Source organism: Streptomyces sp. NPDC090022 (genome assembly GCF_044748145.1).
Lineage (GTDB): Bacteria > Actinomycetota > Actinomycetes > Streptomycetales > Streptomycetaceae > Streptomyces.
Genome location: NZ_JBIVFN010000022.1, coordinates 86,287 through 107,268 on the forward strand (window position 1 = coordinate 86,287; position 20,982 = coordinate 107,268).

At 72.8% G+C, this 20,982-nt stretch carries 19 protein-coding genes and 1 riboswitch; of the genes, 2 read left to right on the top strand and 17 right to left on the bottom strand.

Going from position 1 to position 20,982, the window contains the following annotated elements:
• Nucleotides 1–54 precede the first annotated feature (54 nt).
• The gene (locus tag ACIPXB_RS29260; protein WP_401454559.1) at nt 55–360 is read left to right on the top strand and encodes a hypothetical protein; all 306 of its coding nucleotides are present in this window, start codon (nt 55–57) and stop codon (nt 358–360) included.
• A gap of 40 nt (nt 361–400) precedes the next feature.
• Here ACIPXB_RS29260 and ACIPXB_RS29265 read toward each other — a convergent pair whose 3' ends face one another.
• From ACIPXB_RS29265 to ACIPXB_RS29290, 6 genes are all read right to left on the bottom strand, one after another.
• Entirely contained in the window at nt 401–1,618 is a 1,218-nt protein-coding gene (locus ACIPXB_RS29265; RefSeq protein WP_401454561.1) for a beta-ketoacyl-[acyl-carrier-protein] synthase family protein, read from the bottom strand.
• Nucleotides 1,608–2,579: an acyl-ACP desaturase gene (locus ACIPXB_RS29270; RefSeq protein ID WP_401454563.1), complete on the bottom strand. Its 972-nt coding sequence runs from the start codon at nt 2,577–2,579 to the stop codon at nt 1,608–1,610. Before ACIPXB_RS29270 ends, ACIPXB_RS29265 begins: the two co-directional genes overlap by 11 nt.
• A gap of 4 nt (nt 2,580–2,583) precedes the next feature.
• Complete coding sequence (locus ACIPXB_RS29275) at nt 2,584–2,904, bottom strand: acyl carrier protein (RefSeq protein WP_401454564.1); 321 nt, start codon at nt 2,902–2,904, stop codon at nt 2,584–2,586.
• 379 nt (nt 2,905–3,283) lie between these two features.
• Nucleotides 3,284–4,477 (bottom strand): MBL fold metallo-hydrolase, encoded by a 1,194-nt coding sequence (locus ACIPXB_RS29280; RefSeq protein ID WP_401454567.1) that lies wholly within the window; start codon nt 4,475–4,477, stop codon nt 3,284–3,286.
• A 149-nt stretch (nt 4,478–4,626) separates the two neighbouring features.
• Complete coding sequence (locus tag ACIPXB_RS29285) at nt 4,627–5,424, bottom strand: SGNH/GDSL hydrolase family protein (RefSeq protein ID WP_401454620.1); 798 nt, start codon at nt 5,422–5,424, stop codon at nt 4,627–4,629.
• 194 nt (nt 5,425–5,618) lie between these two features.
• Complete coding sequence (locus ACIPXB_RS29290; RefSeq protein ID WP_401454570.1) at nt 5,619–6,593, bottom strand: peptidoglycan DD-metalloendopeptidase family protein; 975 nt, start codon at nt 6,591–6,593, stop codon at nt 5,619–5,621.
• Between the two features lie 2 nt (nt 6,594–6,595).
• Nucleotides 6,596–6,795, bottom strand: a riboswitch (cyclic di-AMP (ydaO/yuaA leader).
• Nucleotides 6,796–7,074: 279 nt separating this feature from the next.
• Here ACIPXB_RS29290 and ACIPXB_RS29295 point away from each other — a divergent pair.
• Nucleotides 7,075–7,881, top strand: a complete 807-nt coding sequence (locus ACIPXB_RS29295; protein WP_401454572.1) for a tyrosine-protein phosphatase — start codon at nt 7,075–7,077, stop codon at nt 7,879–7,881.
• 77 nt (nt 7,882–7,958) lie between these two features.
• Here ACIPXB_RS29295 and ACIPXB_RS29300 read toward each other — a convergent pair whose 3' ends face one another.
• The 11 genes from ACIPXB_RS29300 to ACIPXB_RS29350 all read right to left on the bottom strand — a co-directional run bounded on the left by ACIPXB_RS29300 (nt 7,959) and on the right by ACIPXB_RS29350 (nt 20,940).
• The gene (locus tag ACIPXB_RS29300) at nt 7,959–9,365 is read right to left on the bottom strand and encodes an aspartate aminotransferase family protein (protein WP_401454573.1); all 1,407 of its coding nucleotides are present in this window, start codon (nt 9,363–9,365) and stop codon (nt 7,959–7,961) included.
• On the bottom strand, nt 9,362–10,393 hold the full coding sequence (gene hpnH / locus ACIPXB_RS29305; RefSeq protein ID WP_401454574.1) for an adenosyl-hopene transferase HpnH: 1,032 nt from the start codon (nt 10,391–10,393) through the stop codon (nt 9,362–9,364). Before hpnH ends, ACIPXB_RS29300 begins: the two co-directional genes overlap by 4 nt.
• Nucleotides 10,394–10,398: 5 nt before the next feature.
• Nucleotides 10,399–11,151: a 1-hydroxy-2-methyl-2-butenyl 4-diphosphate reductase gene (locus ACIPXB_RS29310; protein WP_401454576.1), complete on the bottom strand. Its 753-nt coding sequence runs from the start codon at nt 11,149–11,151 to the stop codon at nt 10,399–10,401.
• On the bottom strand, nt 11,151–13,337 hold the full coding sequence (gene shc, locus ACIPXB_RS29315; protein WP_401454578.1) for a squalene--hopene cyclase: 2,187 nt from the start codon (nt 13,335–13,337) through the stop codon (nt 11,151–11,153). The genes ACIPXB_RS29310 and shc overlap by 1 nt, the downstream gene beginning before the upstream one ends.
• 126 nt (nt 13,338–13,463) lie before the next feature.
• Nucleotides 13,464–14,558 (bottom strand): polyprenyl synthetase family protein, encoded by a 1,095-nt coding sequence (locus ACIPXB_RS29320; RefSeq protein ID WP_401454579.1) that lies wholly within the window; start codon nt 14,556–14,558, stop codon nt 13,464–13,466.
• A 59-nt stretch (nt 14,559–14,617) separates the two neighbouring features.
• Complete coding sequence (gene hpnE / locus ACIPXB_RS29325; protein WP_401454581.1) at nt 14,618–16,018, bottom strand: hydroxysqualene dehydroxylase HpnE; 1,401 nt, start codon at nt 16,016–16,018, stop codon at nt 14,618–14,620.
• A 103-nt stretch (nt 16,019–16,121) separates the two neighbouring features.
• Nucleotides 16,122–17,072: a presqualene diphosphate synthase HpnD gene (gene hpnD / locus ACIPXB_RS29330; protein ID WP_401454584.1), complete on the bottom strand. Its 951-nt coding sequence runs from the start codon at nt 17,070–17,072 to the stop codon at nt 16,122–16,124.
• The gene (gene hpnC, locus ACIPXB_RS29335) at nt 17,069–17,983 is read right to left on the bottom strand and encodes a squalene synthase HpnC (RefSeq protein ID WP_401454586.1); all 915 of its coding nucleotides are present in this window, start codon (nt 17,981–17,983) and stop codon (nt 17,069–17,071) included. The genes hpnD and hpnC overlap by 4 nt, the downstream gene beginning before the upstream one ends.
• A gap of 304 nt (nt 17,984–18,287) precedes the next feature.
• Nucleotides 18,288–19,067, bottom strand: coding sequence for an ABC transporter ATP-binding protein (locus ACIPXB_RS29340; protein WP_401454587.1), 780 nt, complete (start codon nt 19,065–19,067; stop codon nt 18,288–18,290).
• A complete protein-coding gene (locus ACIPXB_RS29345) occupies nt 19,060–19,989 on the bottom strand; it encodes an ABC transporter permease (RefSeq protein WP_401454588.1) in 930 nt (309 codons plus the stop codon). Before ACIPXB_RS29345 ends, ACIPXB_RS29340 begins: the two co-directional genes overlap by 8 nt.
• A 96-nt stretch (nt 19,990–20,085) precedes the next feature.
• Nucleotides 20,086–20,940: a glycosyltransferase family 2 protein gene (locus ACIPXB_RS29350; protein WP_401454623.1), complete on the bottom strand. Its 855-nt coding sequence runs from the start codon at nt 20,938–20,940 to the stop codon at nt 20,086–20,088.
• Nucleotides 20,941–20,982 lie beyond the last annotated feature (42 nt).

Sequence of the window (20,982 nt, forward strand, 5' to 3'; positions counted from 1 at the left end):
TGTACGGCGTCACGGGTGCGGCGTCGGGGTGCGGCGTGAAGTGGCGTTTCTTCGGTGAACCCGGTCCGCCGACGGGAGGCGGAGACGGTCCTTCGCGACCCGCGCTTCGGCCACGGCGCCCAGGACATCCGTGAGACGACGAGTTACGGGTTTCCCGCGCGGGTCTTCGTCCTCACCGACCCGCCCGGTCACACCCACCAGGGGGACCTGGTCCGCGCGCCGTTCACCCCCCGGAACACCGACCGGCTGCGCCGCCTGGCCCGGCAGGCCACCGAGGCCACCTGGGTGGCACGAAGCCTCCAGCACCTGCCGGTCACCCTCGCCGACGGCCCCCCTTCACACGGCGGGCCGTGGGCGTGAGGCGGTGCGTGTCGCCCGGCCCCTGGGCCGGGCGACACGGTCACGCCCTCGCGAAGACCAGGGCGGCGTTCTGCCCGCCGAAGCCGAACGACGTGGACAGCGCGTAATCGTGCGTCACCCGGCGCGGGCGGCGGGTGACGATGTCCAGTTCGTAGCCGGTGTCCTGGGCGACGAGATTGGCCGTGGGAGGGACCTCCTGCCGCTCCAGGGCGAGGACGGTGAACGCCGCTTCGATGGCGCCGGCCGCGCCCAGGGCATGCCCGACGATGCTCTTGTTCGCCGTGACCGGGGGTCCGTCGGGAAAGACCCTGCGCAGCATGACGGCCTCGGCCGCGTCCCCGAGCCGGGTGGAGGTCCCGTGGGCGTTGACGTGGCCGATCACGCCGGGCCGGCAGCCCGCCTGGCCGAGGGCCTGCCGTACCGCCTGCTCGGCACCCTGCCCGTCGGGGCGCGGGGCGGTGGGGTGGTAGGCGTCGGCGGAAGCGCCGTAGCCGCACAGCATGGCGCGCACCCGGGCCCGGCGGGCGCGGGCGTGCGCGGGCCGTTCGAGGACCAGGACGGCCGCGCCCTCGCCGAGTACGAAGCCGTCCCGGCCCTGGTCGAAGGGCCGGGACGCGAGGTCGGGCCGGTCGCAGCGCTTCGACAGTGCCCGCATCTGCGAGAAGCAGGTCGCGGTCATCGGCGACCACGCATCGCTGCCACCCGCCAGGACGACGTCGCACTGGCCGTCCAGCAGCATGCCCCGGGCGACGCCCAGGGCGGTGGTGCCGGACGCGCAGGCGCTGGAGACGGTGAAGTTGGGGCCGCGCGCCCCGACGTCCACGGCGATCTCCCCGGCCACCATGCTGGGCACGCTGCGCGTCAGGGCCAGGGGTGAGACCGTCTCCGGCCTGCCCTCGCCGAGGCGGGTGAACTCCGCGACGTAGGTCAGCAGGCTGTTGGATCCCACGCCCAGCACGACACCGACACGGTGCGACAGCGCGCCCGTGATCTCCAGCCCCGCGTCGTGGACGGCACGGCGGGCGGCCGCCAGTCCCAGGTGCGTGAACCTGTCGAGCCGGCGGGCCAGCCGCACACCGAGCTCGGCCCGGGCGTCGAAGCCGGTCACGTTGCAGGAGATGTCCACCGGCAGTCCCGCCAGGGCGGGGTTGCGTGCCGCGAGCGAGCGGCCCTCGGCGAGGGTCTTGCAGATGCCGTCCGGGTCGGTGCCCGCCGGGGTGAGCAGGCCCAGGCCCGTCACGGCCACTTCACGCTCCACGGGTCGCTCCGCTCTGCCGGCCGGTGTGCCGCATCCGCTCACGCAGTTCCCGTAGGCGCCGCGCCTTGTCCTCGAGAGTCTCCATGAGGTGGCCGATCCGTTCACGGGCCTCCTCTCCAGCGGGTCCGACGTCCGTGCGCTCCATCAGGCGCAGATGGCGCAGCAGCGGGAGCAGGACCCGCTCGTGGTGCAGGGCGACGTCGTAGATGCCGGCGGCCGCGATCCTGGCCGCCCGGGCGGCGAAGCCGGGGATCCGGTGGCCGGGCATCGTGAAGCCGCGGACGACGTCCGCGAACGCCCGCAGCAGCCGGTCGGGGTCGAGGTCGCAGGCGGCGGCGCACACGTCGCGGTAGAAGATCATGTGCAGGTTCTCGTCGGCCGCGATCCGGCTCATCAGCCGGGTGCCGTGCGGTTCCGCGCACAGCACACCGGCGTTGCGGTGCGCTTCGCGGGTGGCCAGCTCCTGGATCGTGACGTACACGAGGGCGTGCGCCACGGTGGGCTGGCCGCTGACGTAGCCGGCGCTGACGTGGGCCATTCGCGAGCGCTCCAGCTCCACCGGATCGAGCCCCCGGATGGCATGCAGGTAGCTGCGCAGCGCGTCCGAATGGCGGGCTTCCTCCGCGGTCCAGCGGTTGACCCACACGCCCCAGGTGCTGTCGCGACCGAAGCGGGAGGCGATCTCGTGGTGGTAGCTGGGCAGGTTGTCCTCGGTGAGCAGGTTGACCAGCAGCGCGTCGCGCACCACGGGGGACAGCGGGGACTGGCCGGGCTGCCAGCCCTCGCCGCCCAACGGGCCGTCGAAGTCCCTGGCCCGGCCCCAGGGCACGTACTGGTGGGGGAACCAGTCCTGGGCCGCGGCCAGATGCCGGTCGAGCCCGCCGGCCACGATCGGTTCGAGATCGGCGAGCAGATCGGTACGGCGGCTCACCGGAGCGGCACACGACCCCTGGTCGGACACGGGTTCAGGAACCTTCCGGACGGAGGTCGAGGACCGCCGCGCCCTGCCCGGCCGCTGTCCCCTTCGGCCCTGTCATGGTGTCGTTCAGGTTCCTCGCGAGGTCCTCCAGGGTGTGGTGCGGGGAGACGTCCCCCAGGTGTGCGACGAGTCCGGTTCCGGTGCGCTCTTCGACGGCCACCATCAACTCCATCAGGGCCAGCGAGTCCAGGCCGAGGTCGGCGATCGTGGCACTCGGAACGAGCTTCTCGGCCGGCAGGGCGAAGTAGTCCTTGACCAGAGTCGCCAGCGCCGCGGCGTCGAACGTCTGGGCTGCCTGTTCCGTCATCACAGCACTCCCGTCACACAGGGGTCGTCACCGGCCAAACCTTCCCGGGTGACGGCAGGTCACCGCCTGTCGCCCGTTCAGCCGGTCCGTACGGACGTTCCCGGGCGCGAGCAGGTGTCCGCACCACCGGTCGTCACCCCACCGGGCCGACACGCCCGGACCGCTCCCCCCGGACTGGTATCCCCACCGGGGTCACTGGAACGCTCTCGCCGCTGCGGCGGACGCCGACCGCAACGGTGAGCCGACCCCGGAGGAGTTCAGCAGCGCGGCCTCGGCGGCGCTGCTCGACCATGAAGAGCCGGTGCCTGCTCCAGGCACCGGCTCTTGAGCGTTCGCACGCCGGCACGGCCCGCGACGCCGCACGGCTCCCCGCCCGCCGTCAGCGCTCGCCGGCGAGGTCCAGGTCGCCGGCCCGGGAGTCGTCAGCCGGGCGGTCGACGGGCTTCGGGTGGCGCCACGGGTGGGTGATCGGGTGGGAGACCGGGCGCCACCAGGGGGCCACGGGCAGCGTGCCGGCAGGCTCGAAGGGTTCGCCGGGGTGCGGGACCGCCACCGGCTGGCCGGCTTCCCCGGCGGCGTCGAGCGTCCACTCGCCCGGCTCCGCCCAGGCGTGCAGGGCCAGGCTGAAGGTGCCCCAGTGGATCGGCAGCAGCACCCCGTGCGGCTTCGCTCCCTGCAGGTCGAGGTGGGCCTGGACGCCCTCCTGGGGGGTCATGTGGATGTCCGGCCAGTACTCCGAGTACGCGCCGATCTGGATCATCGTGGCGTCGAAGGGCCCGTGCGCGGCCCCGATGTCCTGGAAGCCGGGGAAGTAGCCGGTGTCACCGCTGTGGAAGATGCGGTGCTCGTCGCCCTCGACCACCCAGGACGCCCACAGGGTGTGCTGCTGGTTGCGCAGGCCGCGGCCGCAGAAGTGGCGTGCCGGGGTCGCGGTCAGGGCCAGCCCGTTGATCTTGGTGGATTCGTTCCAGTCCAGTTCGCGCAGCCGGTCGGCCGACACCCCCCACCGCTCCAGGTGCGCGCCGACGCCCAGCGGCACCGCGAAGACGGTGTCCGTACCGGCCAGCGCCTTGATCGTCGGCAGGTCCAGGTGGTCGTAGTGGTCGTGGGAGATCACCACCGCGTCCACCGGTCCCAGTGCGGCCAGCGGCACCGGTACGGGGTGCAGTCGCTTGGGGCCGGCGAAGGGGAACGGAGAGCACCGCTCTCCCCACACGGGGTCGAACAGCACGCGCCGCCCGTCGATCTCGGCGAGCACGCTGGAGTGCCCCATCCACGTCAGCCGCAGCCCCGTGACCGGCGGCTTCGCCAGGTCGGCCAGGGTCGTCGGGTGCACCGGAACGCCCGCGGCGGGGCCGCGGCGCTGCCGCTGCTCCTTGTGGAAGTAGATCTTGGCGAACTCCCGCATGGAGCCGGAGGGCCTGGTCCGGGCCCCGACCGGGTTCTGGAAGACGCCGTCGGCGAAGTTCGGCGAGCGGCGGATCCGCTCCATGCGCGCGCCGGACGGATCCGCGCCGAAGGCTTCGGGCCGCAGGTCGCGCAGCCGAGGACGCAAGGGACGGGAGCCGGTCAAGGCGCCTCCTGGGAGGGGAGTGTGGCGAGGGGATGGGACAGGGGATCCTGCTCTCTTCGACGTTCCCAACGCACACCGGCCCGGAAGGATTCCGCTTCCGGGCCGGAGCCCGGTCCCGGACCGGTCGGCGCCCCGCCCCGCGCACGGCGCTACAGGGGCAGCAGGTCCGGCCGCTTGGCCTCCACGTGGTCCCCGGAGGACTCCCCGCGCAGCCGCCGCCCGATCCACGGCACCAGGTACTCGCGCGCCCACTGGATGTTGTCGCGGGTGACCTCGGCCGATCCGCGCGGCTGCTGCGGCGGCCACGGCTGGTCCGGGTCGGCCGGTACGTCGATCCCGAGCACCTGGGCCGCGCGCAGCGCCACCCGGGTGTGCCCCTCCGGGGAGAGGTGCAGCCGGTCGTCGTCCCAGGCCCGCCGGTCCTGTACGGACTTCAGCGACCAGAGGTCGAGCACCGGGCAGTCGTAGCGGTCGGCGATGGCCCGCACGTGCGCGGAGTACGTCGCGACCTTGCCCCGCAGGTGCTTGAGGACCGGCACCCCGCGGGTGTCGAATCCGGTGGTGATCATGACCTGGCCGACGGCTCGGGTGAGGTCGGCCACGGCCGCCTCGAACCGCTCCGCCACGTCGTCGGGGTCGCTGCCGGGCCGGATGATGTCGTTCCCGCCGGCGCAGAAGGTGACGAGGTCCGGCGCGAGCTCCTTGGCCCGCGGCACCTGCTCGGCCACGATCTGGTCGAGCAGGCGTCCGCGTACGGCGAGGTTCGCGTACCGGAAGTCGTGCTCGTCACGCCGGTCGGCCAGGAGTACGGCGAGCCGGTCGGCCCAGCCGACGTAGATTCCCCCGGGTCCCGGGTCCCCCACACCCTCGGTGAAGCTGTCTCCGATCGCCGCGTACGAGCCGATGGTGTCGATGCTGCCGATGGTCCGTCGTGTCGAGTTGTTCATCGTTGTCGTCGCTGCCACGGGACCACATCCTTCACCTCGAGACGTGACCTACGCCACCGTAGGAAGGGGTTGACGGGCCGTGATCTATACCACCCGGTCAGGGAGGAATAACAAGGCGTGAGGCCAGGACCCCCCTCGGGCCCTGGCCTCACACGTTTCCCGGAGCCGCCCCCGTTGGGCGGCCGCCGCTGCCGTCAGATGCTCACGCCGTGGGAGCGGAGGTAGGCGAGCGGGTCGACGTCCGAGCCGTAGCCCGGGCCGGTGCGGATCTCGAAGTGCAGGTGCGGGCCGGTGGAGTTGCCGGTCGAGCCGGACAGGCCGAGCTGCTGGCCGGCGGTGACGCTCTGGCCGACCGAGACCGACAGCTGCGACAGGTGGGCGTACTGCGAGTAGTGGCCGTCGGCGTGCTTGACGACGACCTCGTTGCCGTACGAGCCGCCCCAGCCGGCGGACACGACGGTGCCCGCGCTGACCGCCTTGACGGAGGTGCCGGAGCGCGCGATGAAGTCGACACCGGTGTGGTAGCCGCTGGACCACATGGCCCCGGAGGCCCGGTAGGCGGTGGAGACGCCGCCGCCGACCGGGGCGACGAAGCCGGCCTTGCCCGGGGCGGCGGCGGTGCCGGAGCCCTGGGCCGGGGTCCGGTCGGCGGAACCGCGCTCGGGGGCGGGCGCGACCGGGGCGGGCCGGGCCGGGGCCGACTCCGGGGCGGACTCGACGGGCGTCGACTCGACCGGGGCCGACTCGACGGGGGCCGACTCGACGGGGGCCGCGCCCCGGTCCCCGAGGGTGAGCTCCAGGCCCGGGTGGATCAGCGACGGGTCGGTGCCGACGGCGTCACGGTTGTCGGCGTACAGCTCCTGCCAGCCGCCGGAGAGGCCGCGGTCCTCGGCGATGCGCGAGAGGCAGTCGCCCTGGACGACGGTGTAGGTGCTGGGGGCCGGCCGGGGCGCCGCGTGCGAGGGGGCGGCCTGGAGGGCGGCCGGCACCTGCGCCGGGAGCTGGGCCGTGACCGGGGCCTGCGGGGCGGCGGCGGGAGCCCCGGCCGCGTTCGCGCCGGTGGCGCCCATCAGCGGCAGCGCGAGGGCCGCACCGCCCGTGCCGGCGGCGACGAAACCGCGGGTCAGGGAGCGGGACTTGGGGCGTCGGTGCTTGCCTTTTCCGGGCATGGCGTTTTCCTCTCCGGCGCCTGCGAGGTGAGCTGTCGGGTTCGGACTGGAGCTGTCCGGCCGTATCACTACGGCTTCACCCCGAGCCATTCGGATATCAAGATCCGATCCGGCGGGCCTACCTGGTTCCCCCGCTCCTGCCACGTACATGAATAGTCGGGTGCGGTGTCCGGATGGTGGCAGGATTCGGCGGTCCATCCGGATCGGTCGTGAACGTAATCCAGCCATGCCGCGCGAAACAAGCCACGAATTCCCCCATGGATTCCCGTTGATGAGAGTCCGCCGGAATTCCGGTCACCCTCCGTCCATTCCGTCGCTTCAACAGCCAGCCACCGCAGGGAATTCGGCCTCCGCGATCAGGCACTCACGGTCACCGTATGATCCTGCTCACGGGGGCGGGAGGCGATCTCCCTTCTCCCCCGGGCACGTTGGGGCCAAGCAGCGCAATTCGGACAACCGCGACGATACGGAGGGGGCACTCATGACCCAGCAGATACCTCGGACCCGGCCCACGGAGCCGGAGCTGACCGGCATACGCAACTTCCGTGACGTGGGCGGGCTGCCGACCACCGACGGGCGGCAGGTCCGTACGGGACGACTGTTCCGAAGCGGACATCTCGCCCATGCCACCGAAACCGACGCAGAATTCCTCGCGTCGCTCGGCCTCCACACCGTCTTCGATTTCCGCAATGCGGCCGACCACGCCCTCGAGGGACCCGATGTGGAACTTCCGGGTGTACGGAATGTGAACATTCCCCTCTCCGACCCGGCGGACGGCAAGGAGTTCTGGAAGATGGTGCGCGACGGCGACCTCGGCCAGCTGCGCGATCTGCTCGGCGAGGGCCGGGCGGCCGACCGGATGACGCGCTCGTACCGCGAGATCATCACCCGGCGCACCGCCGAGCACAGCCGCGTCCTGCACGCCCTCGCCGAGGACAGCGTGCCCGCCCTCATGCACTGCGCGGCCGGCAAGGACCGGGCCGGGCTCTCGGTCGCCGTCACCCTCCTCGCGGTGGGCGTCGAGCGCGAGGCGATCGTGGCGGACTACCTGGAGTCGAACGCCCCGCACCGCCGCTACCGGGTACGCCGTGGCAGCGAGGCGCCCGAGGCGCGCTCGCCCGAGGTGATGGAACTGCTGGCCCCGCTCTTCGACGCCCGCGCCGAGTACCTGACCGAGGCCTTCGACGCCATCGAGGAGACCTGGGGCGGCGTGCCGGCCTACCTGGGCGAGGGCCTCGGGCTCGCCCCCGAGACCCTCGCCCGGCTGCGTGAGAAGCTCCTCGTCTGACGCTCACGCCCGCGCGGGAGGGAGCACCCACGCCCGCGCGGGAGGCGGCGCTCACGCCCGCGCGGGAGGCGGCGCCGTCACCGCTGTGCGGCGGCCTGCTTCACCAGCGTCCGGCCGAAGTCCCACATCAGCGAGCCCCCGCCGTGCGCGTCGTCCATGACCGCCCGGAAGGCGGTCACGAAGCGGTCCACGTCGGCCTCGTCCACGACGAGCGGCGGGATCAGCTTGATGACCTCCAGATGGTCTCCGGAGACCTGGGTCAGGATCCGGTGCCTCTGCAGCAGCGGCACCACGACCATCTGCGCGAACAGCCCCTTGCGGGCCGCCTGGAGCATCGTCCAGCGGCTGCGCAGGCCCAGCGAGGAGGGCCGGCCGAACTCGATGCCGATCATCAGGCCGCGCCCGCGCACCTCGTGCAGCAGCTCGTACTCCGGCACGAGCGCCGCGAGCCGCCCGCGCAAGGAGTCGCCCACCTCCCGGGCGCGGGCGACGAGCGACTCGTTCTCCATCACCGACAGCACCGCGAGTCCGGCCGCCATCGCCTGTGCGTTGGAGCCGAAACTCGCCGAGTGGACCAGCACCCGGTCCATGGACGAGTAGACCTTCTTGAAGATCCAGTCCTTGCCCAGGGTCGCGCCCACGGGGACGTAGCCGCCGGAGAGCGCCTTGGCCACGCACACCAGATCCGGCTCCACGCCCGGTTCGTTCTGGTAGGCGTAGAAATCCCCGGTACGCCCCAGCCCGGTCTGCACCTCGTCGGCGATGAGCAGGGCCTTGTGCCGGTGCAGCAGGTCCTGCGCCGCGTGCAGGAAGCCCGGCGGGGCCGCGTGCACGCCCTTGCCCTGGACGGGCTCCACCACGAAGGCCGCCACGTCGCCGCGCCGCAGCTCGCGCTCCAGCGCCGCCAGATCGCCGAGCGCGATCCGGGTGTCGGGCAGCAGCGGGGCGAAGCCGTCACGGAAGCCGCCCTCGCCGTTGACGGAGAGGGCGCCGGTGGTCAGCCCGTGGAAGGCGTGGTCGCAGTAGAGGACCCTGGGCCGGCCGGTGGCGCAGCGGGCGAACTTCAGGGCGGTCTCGACGGCCTCGGTGCCGCTGTTGCCGAAGAACACCCGGTCCAGGTGCGGGCTGTACGACAGCAGCCGCTCGGCCAGCAGCCCGGGCAGGGGCTGGCAGTCGAAGCGGGTGAGGTCGGCGAGCTGGGCGTCCAGGACGTCGTGGAGGGCCTTGCGCACGACGGGGTGGTGCCGGCCCAGGCCCATCACGCCGAACCCGGCGAGCATGTCGAGGTAGTCGTGGCCCTCGGCGTCGTAGAAGTGGGCGCCCTCGGCCCGCTCGTAGACCTTGTCGAAGCCGATGGTGTGCAGCATGCGGGGCAGTTGGTGGTTGAGGTGCCGGGCGTGCAGCTCGTAGCGCTCCGCGCCCCGCTCGGCCAGCAGCGCGCCGAGATCGAATTCCTTGCCGGCACCCGCGCCCGGCCCGGTCATGCCGAGGTGTCCCGGTTCCCCGAGACCGTCTCGCGGGCTGCCCGCAGGGATTCCTTCAGGGATCCCATGGTGGCCAGGACGGCCGTGGGCTCGTAGCCGCAGTGCGCCATGCAGTTGGCGCAGCGCGGGTCCTTTCCGCGGCCGTACTTGCTCCAGTCGGTGTCCTCGATGAGTTCCCGGTACGTCGGGACGTATCCGTCGCTCATGAGATAGCAGGGCCGCTGCCAGCCGAAGAGGGAGTAATTCGGAATGGCCCAGGCGGTGCAGGGGAAATCCGCCTTTCCTTCGAGGAAGTCGAGGAAGAGCGGTGAGTGGTTGAGCCGCCAGCGCCGCCGGTTGCCGCCCGCGAAGGCCTTGCGGAAGAGTTCACGGGTCTGTTCGACACCGAGGAAGTGTTCCTGGTCGGGCGCCTTTTCGTACGCGTACGCCGGCGAGATCATCATTTCGTCGACCTTGAGGTCGTCGTTGAGGTAGTTGAGGACCTCGATGACGGTCTGCGCGGTGTCGGTGTTGAAGAAGGTGGAGTTGGTGGTGACGCGGAAGCCGCGCCGCTTGGCCTCCTTGATGGCCGCCACCGCCTCGTCGAAGACGCCCTCCTTGGCCACGGACTCGTCGTGGCGTTCGCGCAGGCCGTCGATGTGCACGGCGAAGGCGAAGTACGGGGAGGGGGTGAAGTCCTCGATCCTCTTGCGGAGCAGCAGGGCGTTGGTGCACAGGAAGACGTACTTGCGCCGGGCCACCAACTGCCGCACGATCTCGTGGATCTGCGGGTGCATCAGGGGCTCGCCGCCCGCGATGGACACCATCGGGGCGCCGGACTCCAGGACCGCACCCACCGCCTGGGCGACCGGCATGCGCTGCTTGAGGACCCCGGCGGGGTGCTGGATCTTCCCGCATCCCTCGCACTTGAGATTGCAGGCGTAGAGCGGTTCGAGCTCCACGATGAGGGGGAACTTCTCGCGCCTCCGGAGCTTCTGTTCGAAGAGATAGGTCCCGACCCTGATGGACTGTCGCAGCGGCATGGCCATCTGGCTCACCTCCTGGGGAGCGGCAAAGAACGGTGCCAGTCATAAAAAGCGGGCAGTACGGCACGCAGTACGCGGAAGGCCGATATTCCACCGCGCACCGTGCCGATACGGACGAGCTCATGCTCCGGAGCGTCCACGATCACCCGGACGGCCGCAACCGGACGCCCGCCCGGCGGCGCGCCGGGGCCGTACAGCGCGCTGCGGAGGGTCGCGGCCGACTCCATGTCGACGGCAATGGCCCCGGTCGCCCGCAGTTCGGCGCGCTCGGCGCCGCGGACGACGTGGTCGGAGCCGGTCAGGACACCGGTGTGGACGGTCCGCCCGGGGGCGACCCGCGCCAGCGCCCCGGCGAGGGTCGCGCTGCCGGCGCAGGTGACGGTGCCCAGCGGGTCGCGGGTCTCCTCGGCGACCACCAGGTCGCCGGGGTGCATGCCGGGGACGAGCCCGGCGCAGAAGCCGGTGGCGACCACGGCGGCCCCGCGCAGCGCGGGTTCGGCGAGGGCCCGGGCCACGGACCGTTCGGCCGCGCGCGGCCCCATGCCGGTGCGTACGACGGTGACGCGCGGGTGGGTTCCGGCGGCCCGTTCGCCGCTGCGCAGGGCGAGGCGTTCGATGCCGAGGGCGCAGGCGACGAGCAGCGGCGGCGCGGCCACGTCGGCGCGGGAACCGGCGGGCGCGGCGGCTCGGTCCGGCGGGCCCGCCGGCGCGGCGTCCGCACCGGGCCCGGAGGGCGGGTGCCCGCCCCGGCGGAAGGCCATCAGCCCTCGCTCCCCTCGCCGGCCGGCCGCCGCGCGGGTACGCCGCCGGCCGCCCCCGCCGCGCCGCCGGCGCCCGGCCCGCCGCCCCTCCCCACCGCGGCGCCGGTTCCCACCACGCCGTCCGTCCCCACGGCAGTGCCCGTCCCCACCGAAACGCTCGTCCGCGCCGCGCCTGCGGTGAAGGGTTCGCCGCACAGGTAGCGGCCCAGTGCGGTCAGCGGGAACACCTGCCGGTACAGGTGGTAGTTGATGGAGAAGTCCCAGGGGAAGCCGGTACCGGTGAAGTACGGCTCGTCCCAGGAGCCGTCGGCCGCCTGCGTGTCCACCAGGTACGCGATCCCGCGCTCGACCGCCTTGCCCTCCCGCTCCCCCGCCGCCAGCAGGGCCATCAGCGCCCACGCCGTCTGCGAGGCCGTCGACGCGCCCTTCCCGGCCCACCCCGGATCCTGGTAGGAGCGCTGGTCCTCGCCCCAGCCGCCGTCGGTGTTCTGCACGGACTCCAGCCACGCGACGGCGCGCCGGATCGCGGGATGGGACGGCGCGATACCCGCGGCCGTCAGGGCCGGGACCACCGAGCCCGTCCCGTACACGTAGTTGGTGCCCCAGCGGCCGAACCAGGAGCCGTTCGCCTCCTGTTCGGCCAGCAGCCAGGCGATGCCCCGGCGGGCGCGCGGGTCGCAGGCCCGGCCCTCGACGGCGAGCATCTCCACGACGTGCGCGGTGACATCGGCCGACGGCGGGTCGATGACCTCGCCGAAGTCGCAGAACGGCAGCCGGTTGGGGAAGGAGCTGGTGTTGTCCGCGTCGAACGCGCCCCACGCACCGTTGCGCGACTGCATGCCGAGGCTCCACGCGACCCCCCGGGCCACGGCCGCCTCGACCTTGCCCGGCTCCGGGTGCCGGATGCGGCGCAGCGCGAGGACGACCTCGGCGGTGTCGTCGATGTCAGGGTAGTTGTCGTTGTGGAACTCGAACGCCCAGCCGCCGGGGGCCAGTCCGGGCCGGCGCACGGACCAGTCGCCGGGCCGGTCGATCTCCTCGCCGAGCATCCAGTCGGCGGCCCTGACCAGGGCGGGATGGTCGGCGGGCAGCCCGGCGTCGGCGAGCGCGATCGCGGCCAGGCAGGTGTCCCAGACCGGGGACTGGCAGGCCTCGATCATGCGGGCACCGTCCTCGCGCCACACGGCGAACCGGTCCAGCGACTCCAGGCCGGCCCGCATGACCGGGTGGCGCAGGTCGTAGCCGAGCAGGTGCAGGGCGATCACCGAGTACACGGCGGGCGGCTGGATGCCGCCCCAGCAGCCGTCGTTCTCCTGCCGTTCGACGATCCAGCGGGCCGCGCTGCGCATGGCGGCCTCGCGCAGCCGGCGCGGGGCGAAGCGGTGGTAGACGTGCAGCGCCCGGTCCATGCGCTGGAAGGCGCCTTCCCACGTGCCCAGCGGAGCCAGCGGCCGGGCGGGGTGGGGCGTGCGGGCATCGGTGTGGAGCTCGTCCAGTGCGAACGGCGCCGGGCGCACCGGGCGTTTGGCGGAGACGACCGTCAGCGGCACGATGGTCTGGCGCGCCCAGCACCCGAAGTCGTAGATGTTCAGCGGCACCCAGGGGGGCAGGAAGACCAGTTCGGGCGGGAGTTGGGGCAGGTGGTCCCAGCTCCACCAGCCGAACAGGGCCAGCCAGATCCGGGTGAAGACGCGGGACGCCGCGATCCCGCCGTGCGCCCGCACCCAGGCCGAGGCCCGCACCATGTGCGGGGCGTCCGGGGCGTCCCCGGCCAGGCGCAGGGCGACGTACGCCTCGATGGTGGCGGACAGGTCGGGCGGTCCGCCGTGGAAGGTGGCCCAGGTGCCGTCCTCGCCCTGCTCGCCCCGGATGAACAGGGCGGCGGCGCGGGTGGTGGGCTCGTCCCGGATCCCGAGGAACTGCCGCAGCAGCAGGTCCTCGGCGTCCATGGTGACGTTGGTCTCCAGGTCGCCCTTCCACCACCCCTCGGGGTCCTGGCGGGCGAGGAGGTGTTCCACGGCGCGGGCGGTGGCCGCGTGCACGGCCCCGTGACCGGGCCCGTCCCCCGCGGCGGGCCGGGCCCGTGGCCGTGGCCGTGCGGTGTCGGTGGTGGTGGTGGTGGTGTCTCCGGCGGATGCGGAGCCCGGACCTGCCGTCCCGGCTCCGTCGTCGGTCGTCGCAGTCATGGCTTCCCCTTCGTACAGTTGCGTCCGCTGCTGTGCTGGGGTCTGCCGTCGGCCGGTGCGCGCCTGGTTCAGGCGGGGGCACCGGCCGGCGACTTGCGCGTCATATCCGCTGCTGCGTGGTGGCGGTCACCTCTTGCGTACGACGACGAAGTCGGCGAGGTCCACCAGGGCCTCCCGTACGCGCTGCGGCATGGCGACGTCGTCCAGGGCCCGGATGGCGACCGCGTGCTGGCGGCGGGCCTCGTCGGCGGTCCAGCGGCGGCCGCCGGCCTGCTCGATGAGGGCGGCGCGGTGGGCGAACTCCTCCTCGGAGAAGTTCTCGAAGTCGCTGCTCTTGGCGTCGGCGGCGAGCAGCTCGGCGAGCTCCTCGGAGGCCGGGCCGCCGGCGGCCAGCGCGGCGACGACCGGCAGGGACTTCTTGCGCTGGCGCAGGTCGCTCCAGGTCTGCTTGCCGGTGGCCTCCGGGTCGCCCCAGATGCCCAGCAGGTCGTCGATCGCCTGGAAGGCGAGGCCGAGGTGGTAGCCGTACTCCTCCAGCTTGTCGGCGGTCCGGTCGTCGGCGCCGCCGAGGACCGCGCCGATGGAGACCGCGCAGGCGAGCAGCGCGCCCGTCTTGTTGCCCTCCATCTCCAGGCACTCCTCGACGCTGACGCGCTCGCGGTGCTCGTAGGAGATGTCCTGCGCCTGGCCGTCGATGAGCTTGCGGCTGGCGGTGGTCAGGCGGCGGGTGGCGCGGCCGGCGTCGACGGTGCCGAGCTCCAGCAGCACCTCGTTGGCGAGGGCGAACAGGGCGTCGCCGACCAGGATGGCCTGGGCCGGGCCGTGCACCTTCCACACGGTGTCGCGGTGGCGGCGCTGCTCGTCCCCGTCCATCAGGTCGTCGTGCAGCAGCGAGAAGTTGTGGACGAGTTCCACGGCGACCGCGCCGGGCACGCCGACCTCGGCCGGCGCGCCCGCGGCCTCGGCGGAGAGCAGCGCGAGCGCGGGGCGTACGGCCTTGCCGCTGTCGCCGTCCGCCGGGTTGCCGTGGGCGTCGATCCAGCCGAAGTGGTAGGCGGCGACGGTGTCCATGGGCGGGGCGAGACGGGCGATGGCCGCGCGGAGCACGGGCGTCGAGAGGGTGCGGCCGCGCTCCAGGAGGGCGAGGGTGTCCGCGCTCTCGGCGGGCGTCCCGCCCTTCGCGTCCGTCGCGTTCCCGGCATCCGGATTCCCCGGGTTCACTGGCTCTCCTCTGGTTCCTGTGGCTGCTGTGCGGGACGTGCTGGTGGTACTCGTGATCGTCATGCCGAGCTCCTGCTGGGGGTCGCCCCGGCGGAGCCGAGGGGAGGGTTCTCGCGGTGGCGGCCGAGCGCGGCGAGTGCGGCGTGCGCCGCGGCCTGCCCGCTGCGGACGGCGCTCTCCATGGTCGCGGGCCAGCCGGTGGCGGTCCACGCACCGGCGAGGTAGAGGCCGGGCGCGTCGGTGCGGGCCCCGGGGCGGAGCCGGCCGACGCCGGGGGTGGGGGCGAACGTCGCCGTGCGCTCCCGGGTGACGAAGAAGTCGCGGACCTTGGCGCCGCGCGCGGCGGGCAGCAGCCGCTCCAGTTCGGGCAGGTACGCGGCGCGCAGGACGGACACGGGCTCGTCGATGTGGTCCTGGGCGGCCGACTGGGACAGCGCCAGGTACTGGCCGCCGTCGGTGAGCCCGGAGGCGTCGGTGCGGTCGAAGACCCACTGGACGGGTGTGCCCAGCGCCGCGAAGAAGGGCTGCTTGAGCACCTTGCGGTCGTAGACGACATGGACGTTGAGAATCGGCGCGGTGCCGATGTCGAGGAGCTTGTCGGGGTCGGCGAGCGCTCCGTGCGGCAGCAGGCCGTGCGCCTCGCGCTGCGGTACGGCGAGCACGACGGCGTCGGCCGTCAGGCTGTCCCCCTCGGTGTCCACCCGCCAATCCCCTTGCGCGTCACGGGAGATGGCGGTGACCCGGGTACGGACCTCGGTCCGGACGCCGGCCGCGTCCAGCGCCTTGCGGGCGAGGGCGTCGTGCAGGTCGCCGAGCGGGACCCGGGCCCAGCCGATGTCGGCGGCCCCGGGCTCGGAGAGCAGCCCGGTCTTGAAGACCATGGCGGCCAGGGCGAGGGAGGTCTGGTCGGCGGTGGCGTTGAGGGTGGCGATGCCGACGAGGTCCCACAGGGCCTCGATGGCGCGGGGGGACTGGCCGTAGCGGGCGAGCCAGGTTTCGAAGTCCAGTCCGTCCAGGGCCGGGTCGGCGGGGTCGAGTGCGCGCAGGGCGAGCGCGGCGCGGGCCACGCTCGCCCGTTCTGCGAGCGAGAGGTGCGGGTAGCGCGCCAGCGAGCTCGCCAGGTGCAGGGGTACGGGCAGCGCGGTGCGGCGCAGCCGGCCCAGCCGCGGTCCCCCGGGGTGGGCGACGTCGAGGACGGGTACGTCGAGCCGGTCCTGGAGCGGGGCCAGGGCGGCGCCGCCGACCCGGTCCAGGAACCAGCGGTAGGCGGTGCAGCAGCGCAGGTAGACGTGCTGGCCGTTGTCGACGGTCAGCTCGCCGCGCTTGAAGGAGAACGCGAGTCCGCCCAGCCGCGGCCGGCCCTCCAGCAGGGTCACGCGCAGTCCGGCGTCGGCGAGTTCCAGGGCGGCGGTGACTCCGGCCAGTCCGCCGCCGACGACCACCGCACGGTTGCCGGTCATACGCCCTCCAGGGAAACGCGTGCCGTCCCGGCGGACGCGGCGGAGCCGGGCCGGGTTGCGTCACGGTACTGCCGGTTCGTCCCGGTCGTACGGTATTGACCCATCAGACCCGCCGCCTGGTGTTCTGCCGGGAGATGGTCCGCGCGTCCAGGCCGGACAGTCCGCGCACCGCGACGTACGCCTTCTCCCGCACCGGCAGTGAGACGCGGCCGCGCAGTACGGCCTCCGGCTCGCGCTCGATGCGGTCCAGCAGGCGCCGGTAGATGCCGGCCATGGCGGCGACGCAGGCTCCGCTGCGCCGGTCGAGCATGGGCAGCAGCCGGTAGCCCTCGACGAACAGGGCGCGGGCGCGCCGGACTTCGTGGTGGACGAGCCCGGCGAAGTCCGACCCGGCGGGGGCCCGGTCGGTGTGGAAGCCGTCGGCGCAGCCGAACTTGGCGAGGTCCTCGGCGGGCAGGTAGACCCGTCCGTTGCCGGCGTCCTCGCGGACGTCGCGCAGGATGTTGGTCAACTGCAGGGCGAGGCCCAGCGTGTCGGCGTACTCGGGGGCGCGTGCCGCGTCACGTGCGCCGGTGGTGGTCCCGAACACGCCCAGCGAGAGCCGCCCGATGGCCCCGGCCACGCAGCGGCAGTACGCCTTGAGGTCGTCCCAGGTCTCGTAGGTGGCGCCGCGGACGTCCATCAGGACGCCGTCGATCAGCTCGTCGAGTCCTTCGAGCGGGATCGGGAACCGGTCGGCGGCGTGGGCGAGCGCGACGGCGACGGGGTCGGTGTCGTCCTCCTCGACCCGGCCCTCGCGGATCCGGCCGAGCAAGGCGCGGGTCTCCTCCAGCCGGGTGAGCTTGGCGTCGGGCGGGAGCGCGCCGTCGCCGATGTCGTCGACGCGCCGGGAGAAGGCGTAGAGCGCCGACATGGCCTGCCGCTTGTCGGTGGGCAGCAGCCGGATGCCGTAGGCGAAGTTGCGCGCCTGGGAGCCGGTGACGGCCTCGCAGTAGCTGTAGGCGGCGAGTACCGGTGCGGACGCGTGCGTGGGGCCCTCCACGGTCGGGCTCACCCCTTTCTCGGCGCTGGGCGCAGGACGGCGGCCACCTCGCGGAGCAGGCCGGTCTTGGTGGGCCCGGGCGGACCGGGAAGGACGTCGAATTCCGCGTCGGCGACCGCGCGCAGGGCGGCCCGCCCCCCTCCGACGAAGCCCGCGAGCAGCAGGCGCAGCCGGCCGTGCACGCTGCCGACCAGCGGGGTGCCGGCGTCCAGCAGAGTGCGGGCACGTTCCGCCTCGAAGGCGATCAGGGCGCGGACGGAGGCTCCGGCGGAGGGGGCTTCCAGGTCGGCCTCGGTGACGTGGAAGCGGCGCATGTCCTCGGCCGGAAGGTAGATCCGGTCGCGGCCGCGCAGGTCCTCGGCGACGTCCTGGACGTGCTCGACGATCTGCAGGGCGGTGCAGATCTCGTCCGAGCGGCGGATCCGCTCGGGGGTGCTGGTCCCGGTGAGGGAGAGCACCAGTCGGCCGACGGGGTTCGCGGACAGCTCGCAGTAGGCGCGCAGTTCCTCGTACGTCTCGTAGCGCGTGACGTACTGGTCCTGGCGGTTGGCCTCGATGAGGGCGAGGAAGGGCTCGGGGGTCAGGCGGTGCGCGCGGACCACGGGTTGCAGGGAGCGCAGCAGCGGGTGGTGCGGGGCGCCGTCGAAGACGCGCAGCAGGTCGGCCTCGAGGGCGTCGAGCAGCGCGAGGCGGTCGTCGGCACGGTCGGGGCCGATGCCGAGGTGGGCGGCGTCGGCTCCGCCGGGGGCGAGGTCGCCGTCGCCGATGTCGTCGACGAGGCGGGCGTACCCGTAGACGGCCATGAGTCCCCGGCGCCAGGCGCGCGGCAGGAAGGCGGGGGCTACGGGGAAGTTCTCCGCGGTGGCCTTGTCGAGGGTGGCGTGCGCGACGGCGCCGGGCCGGGTGCCGGGCCCGCGGGTCACCGCCCGCCGCCCGGGGCGGGGACGGCCGGTCCGCCTGGGGGCGGGAGTGTTCCCGTAGCCATTGCCGTCACATCTCCCGTTCTACACTGCCGACCCAATACATCCTATTTCGGACACGCCGCCGGAGTTTTCGTCCTCAGTTGCCGCGATTCAGGACCGCTCCAGCTTACGTCGTACAACGTCGGAGGGGCCGCTCGGGTGCCCGACCGAGCCCGGATGTCGCGCACCCCACGCAGCAGACCCCCGCCGCGGGCGCGCGCGGCGGGGGTCTGGCCGGTCCGGTCGGACCTCGTCGGGGGCCGAACTAGCGGCCGGTTTCCTTCTCGTAGGCGGAGACGACTTCCTCGGTGGGTCCGTCCATCAGGAGTTCGCCCTTCTCCAGCCACAGGACCCGGTCGCACGTGTCACGGATCGAGCTGTTGCTGTGACTGACGAGGAAGACGGTGCCCGCCTGCTGGCGCAGTTCGCGGATCCGCTCCTCGGAGCGGATCTGGAACGCGCGGTCACCGGTGGCCAGCGCCTCGTCGATCATGAGCACGTCGTGGTCCTTCGCGGCCGCGATGGAGAAACGCAGCCGCGCCGCCATGCCGGAGGAGTACGTGCGCATGGGCAGGGAGATGAAGTCGCCCTTCTCGTTGATGCCGGAGAAGTCGACGATGTCCTGGTAGCGCTCCTTGATCTGCTCGCGGGACATGCCCATCGCGAGGCCGCCGAGCATGACGTTGCGCTCGCCGGTCAGATCGTTCATCAGCGCGGCGTTGACGCCCAGCAGCGAGGGCTGGCCGTCGGTGTAGACCCGGCCGGACTCGCACGGCAGCAGGCCGGCGATGGCGCGCAGCAGGGTGGACTTGCCGGAGCCGTTGGAGCCGATGAGGCCGATGGCCTCGCCCCGGTACGCGGTGAAGGAGACGCCGCGCACCGCGTGGACCCTGCGCACGCCCGGCGCATCGCCCTTGCGGCGGACTATCTTGCTCAGCGCGGCGGTCGCGCTGCCCTTGCCGCCGCGACCGGCGTTGACGCGGTAGACGATGTGCACGTCGTCCGCGATGACGGTGGGGACGCGCCCCTGGGTGTTGTCAGCCACGGCCGTAACGCTCCTCAGCCTTCCAGAAGTACACGAAGCCGCCGAGGCCGATCAGCACGGCCCAGCCCACCGCGAAGGCCCACACGTGGGGCGGCAGGTTGCTGCTGGAGTAGTCGTCGATCAGCGCGAACCGGACGAGGTCCATGTAGATCGCCACCGGGTTCCACAGCAGCACGTCGCTGATCCAGGCCGGCTGGTCCTTGAGGTACGCCGCGATCGGGAACATGACACCGGACGCGTACATCCACGTACGCATGATGAACGGCATCAGCTGGGCGAGGTCCGGGGTCTTGGACCCCAGCCGCGCGAAGATCATGGCGAGGCCGACGTTGAAGACGAACTGCAGCGCCAGCGTCGGGATCACCAGCAGCCAGGACAGCCGCGGGTAGTTGCCGAAGCTGAGGGCGATGACGAAGACGACGATCATCGAGTACAGCAGCTGCTGGAGCTGCTGGAGCGAGAACGAGATCGGCAGCGAGGCGCGCGGGAAGTGCAGCGCCCGCACCAGGCCCAGGTTGCCCGAGATCGCCCGGACGCCCGCCATCAGCGAGCTCTGCGTGAAGGTGAAGACGAAGATGCCCATCATCAGGAACGGCACGTAGACGCCGGGGGGCATCTCCTTGCCCGCGCCGATGATCACGCCGAAGATCAGCCAGTAGACGACCGCGTTCAGCAGCGGGGTCGCCACCTGCCAGACCTGGCCGAGCTTGGCCTGGCTGTACTGCGCCACCAGCTTGGCCCGCGAGAAGGCCAGGATGAAGTGGCGCCGGCCCCAGAGCTGCCGCACGTACTCGGGGAGGCTCGGCCGGGCACCGCTGACCGACAGTCCGTACTTCTCGGCGAGCTCCGCGGGGGTCAGCCCCTCGTCGGCGGACGGCGGCTTGCTCGTGGCGAGGGCGCCGTCGTGGGTTGTGTCACTCACAAGTGCAAACTTTCGTCTTCAAATGCGGCAGGAGGGGTCTCGCGTCCAGGGGGACGGGCGTCGGGACCGACGCCCATGGTCCCAGATGCGAGCTGGTCAGATCACCGGCGGGCGACCCAGCCGGGTCAGCCGCCACACGGTCCGCCACTTCATGGGGCGCCGGGGACCGCAGGGGGTCGTCCAGCCTTCCCTGAACCCGCCGAACCAGGCCTTGAGCGCCGGGACCGAGGGCCTGCGCAGCAGCGTCAGCAGCAGCCAGACGCCCAGGTAGACGGGGACCAGGGGGGCCGGCAGGTTGCGGCGGGCCAGCCAGACCCGGTTACGGGCCACCATACGGTGGTAGACCGCGTGCCGGGAGGGGGCCGTCGTCGGGTGCAGCAGCACCATGTCCGCCCGGTAGTCGATCAGCCACCCGGCGTCGAGGGCGCGCCAGGCCAGATCGGTCTCCTCGTGCGCGTAGAAGAACTCGTCCGGCAAGCCGCCGACCTGCTCGAACACCGACGTCCGCACGGCGTTCGCGCCGCCCAGGAAGGTGGTCACACGGGAGGACCGCAGGGGGTCCGAGGCGCGCAGCCGCGGCACGTGCCGGCGCTGGGTGGCGCCGGTGTCCGGGTCGGCGATCCGGAAGCTGATGATCCCCAGCTCCGGGTCCTCGGCGAAGGCCCGCCGGCACAGCTCGGCGGTGTCGGTGCGCTCCAGCAGCCCGTCGTCGTCGAGGAACAGCAGTACGTCCACGTCGTAGCCGTCGCCGCCGTCCCGGCCGAACGCCTCGATGCCGACGTTGCGCCCGCCCGGGATGCCGAGGTTCTCCGGCAGCTCGATCGTGCGTACGCCCTCGGGCAGGCCGGTGAGCTCGACGCCCTGGCCCACCACGACCACCTCGACGGCGTCGCCGTCCTGCCGGGCGACGGAGTCCAGCAGGGCGGCGAGCTCGGCGGGCCGGTTGCCCATGGTGATGATGACCACGCCCAGGCGCAGCGGCGGCGCGCTCAC

Excerpts from the sequence above, each read along its gene's own strand:
- ACIPXB_RS29275 (WP_401454564.1), bottom strand. The coding sequence starts at position 2,904 with ATGACGGAACAGGCAGCCCAGACGTTCGACGCCGCGGCGCTGGCGACT.
- ACIPXB_RS29285 (WP_401454620.1), bottom strand. The coding sequence starts at position 5,424 with ATGAACAACTCGACACGACGGACCATCGGCAGCATCGACACCATCGGC.
- ACIPXB_RS29290 (WP_401454570.1), bottom strand. The coding sequence starts at position 6,593 with ATGCCCGGAAAAGGCAAGCACCGACGCCCCAAGTCCCGCTCCCTGACC.
- ACIPXB_RS29295 (WP_401454572.1), top strand. The coding sequence starts at position 7,075 with ATGACCCAGCAGATACCTCGGACCCGGCCCACGGAGCCGGAGCTGACC.
- ACIPXB_RS29300 (WP_401454573.1), bottom strand. The coding sequence starts at position 9,365 with ATGACCGGGCCGGGCGCGGGTGCCGGCAAGGAATTCGATCTCGGCGCG.
- hpnH (WP_401454574.1), bottom strand. The coding sequence starts at position 10,393 with ATGGCCATGCCGCTGCGACAGTCCATCAGGGTCGGGACCTATCTCTTC.
- ACIPXB_RS29310 (WP_401454576.1), bottom strand. The coding sequence starts at position 11,151 with ATGGCCTTCCGCCGGGGCGGGCACCCGCCCTCCGGGCCCGGTGCGGAC.
- shc (WP_401454578.1), bottom strand. The coding sequence starts at position 13,337 with ATGACTGCGACGACCGACGACGGAGCCGGGACGGCAGGTCCGGGCTCC.
- hpnE (WP_401454581.1), bottom strand. The coding sequence starts at position 16,018 with ATGACCGGCAACCGTGCGGTGGTCGTCGGCGGCGGACTGGCCGGAGTC.
- ACIPXB_RS29350 (WP_401454623.1), bottom strand. The coding sequence starts at position 20,940 with ATGGGCAACCGGCCCGCCGAGCTCGCCGCCCTGCTGGACTCCGTCGCC.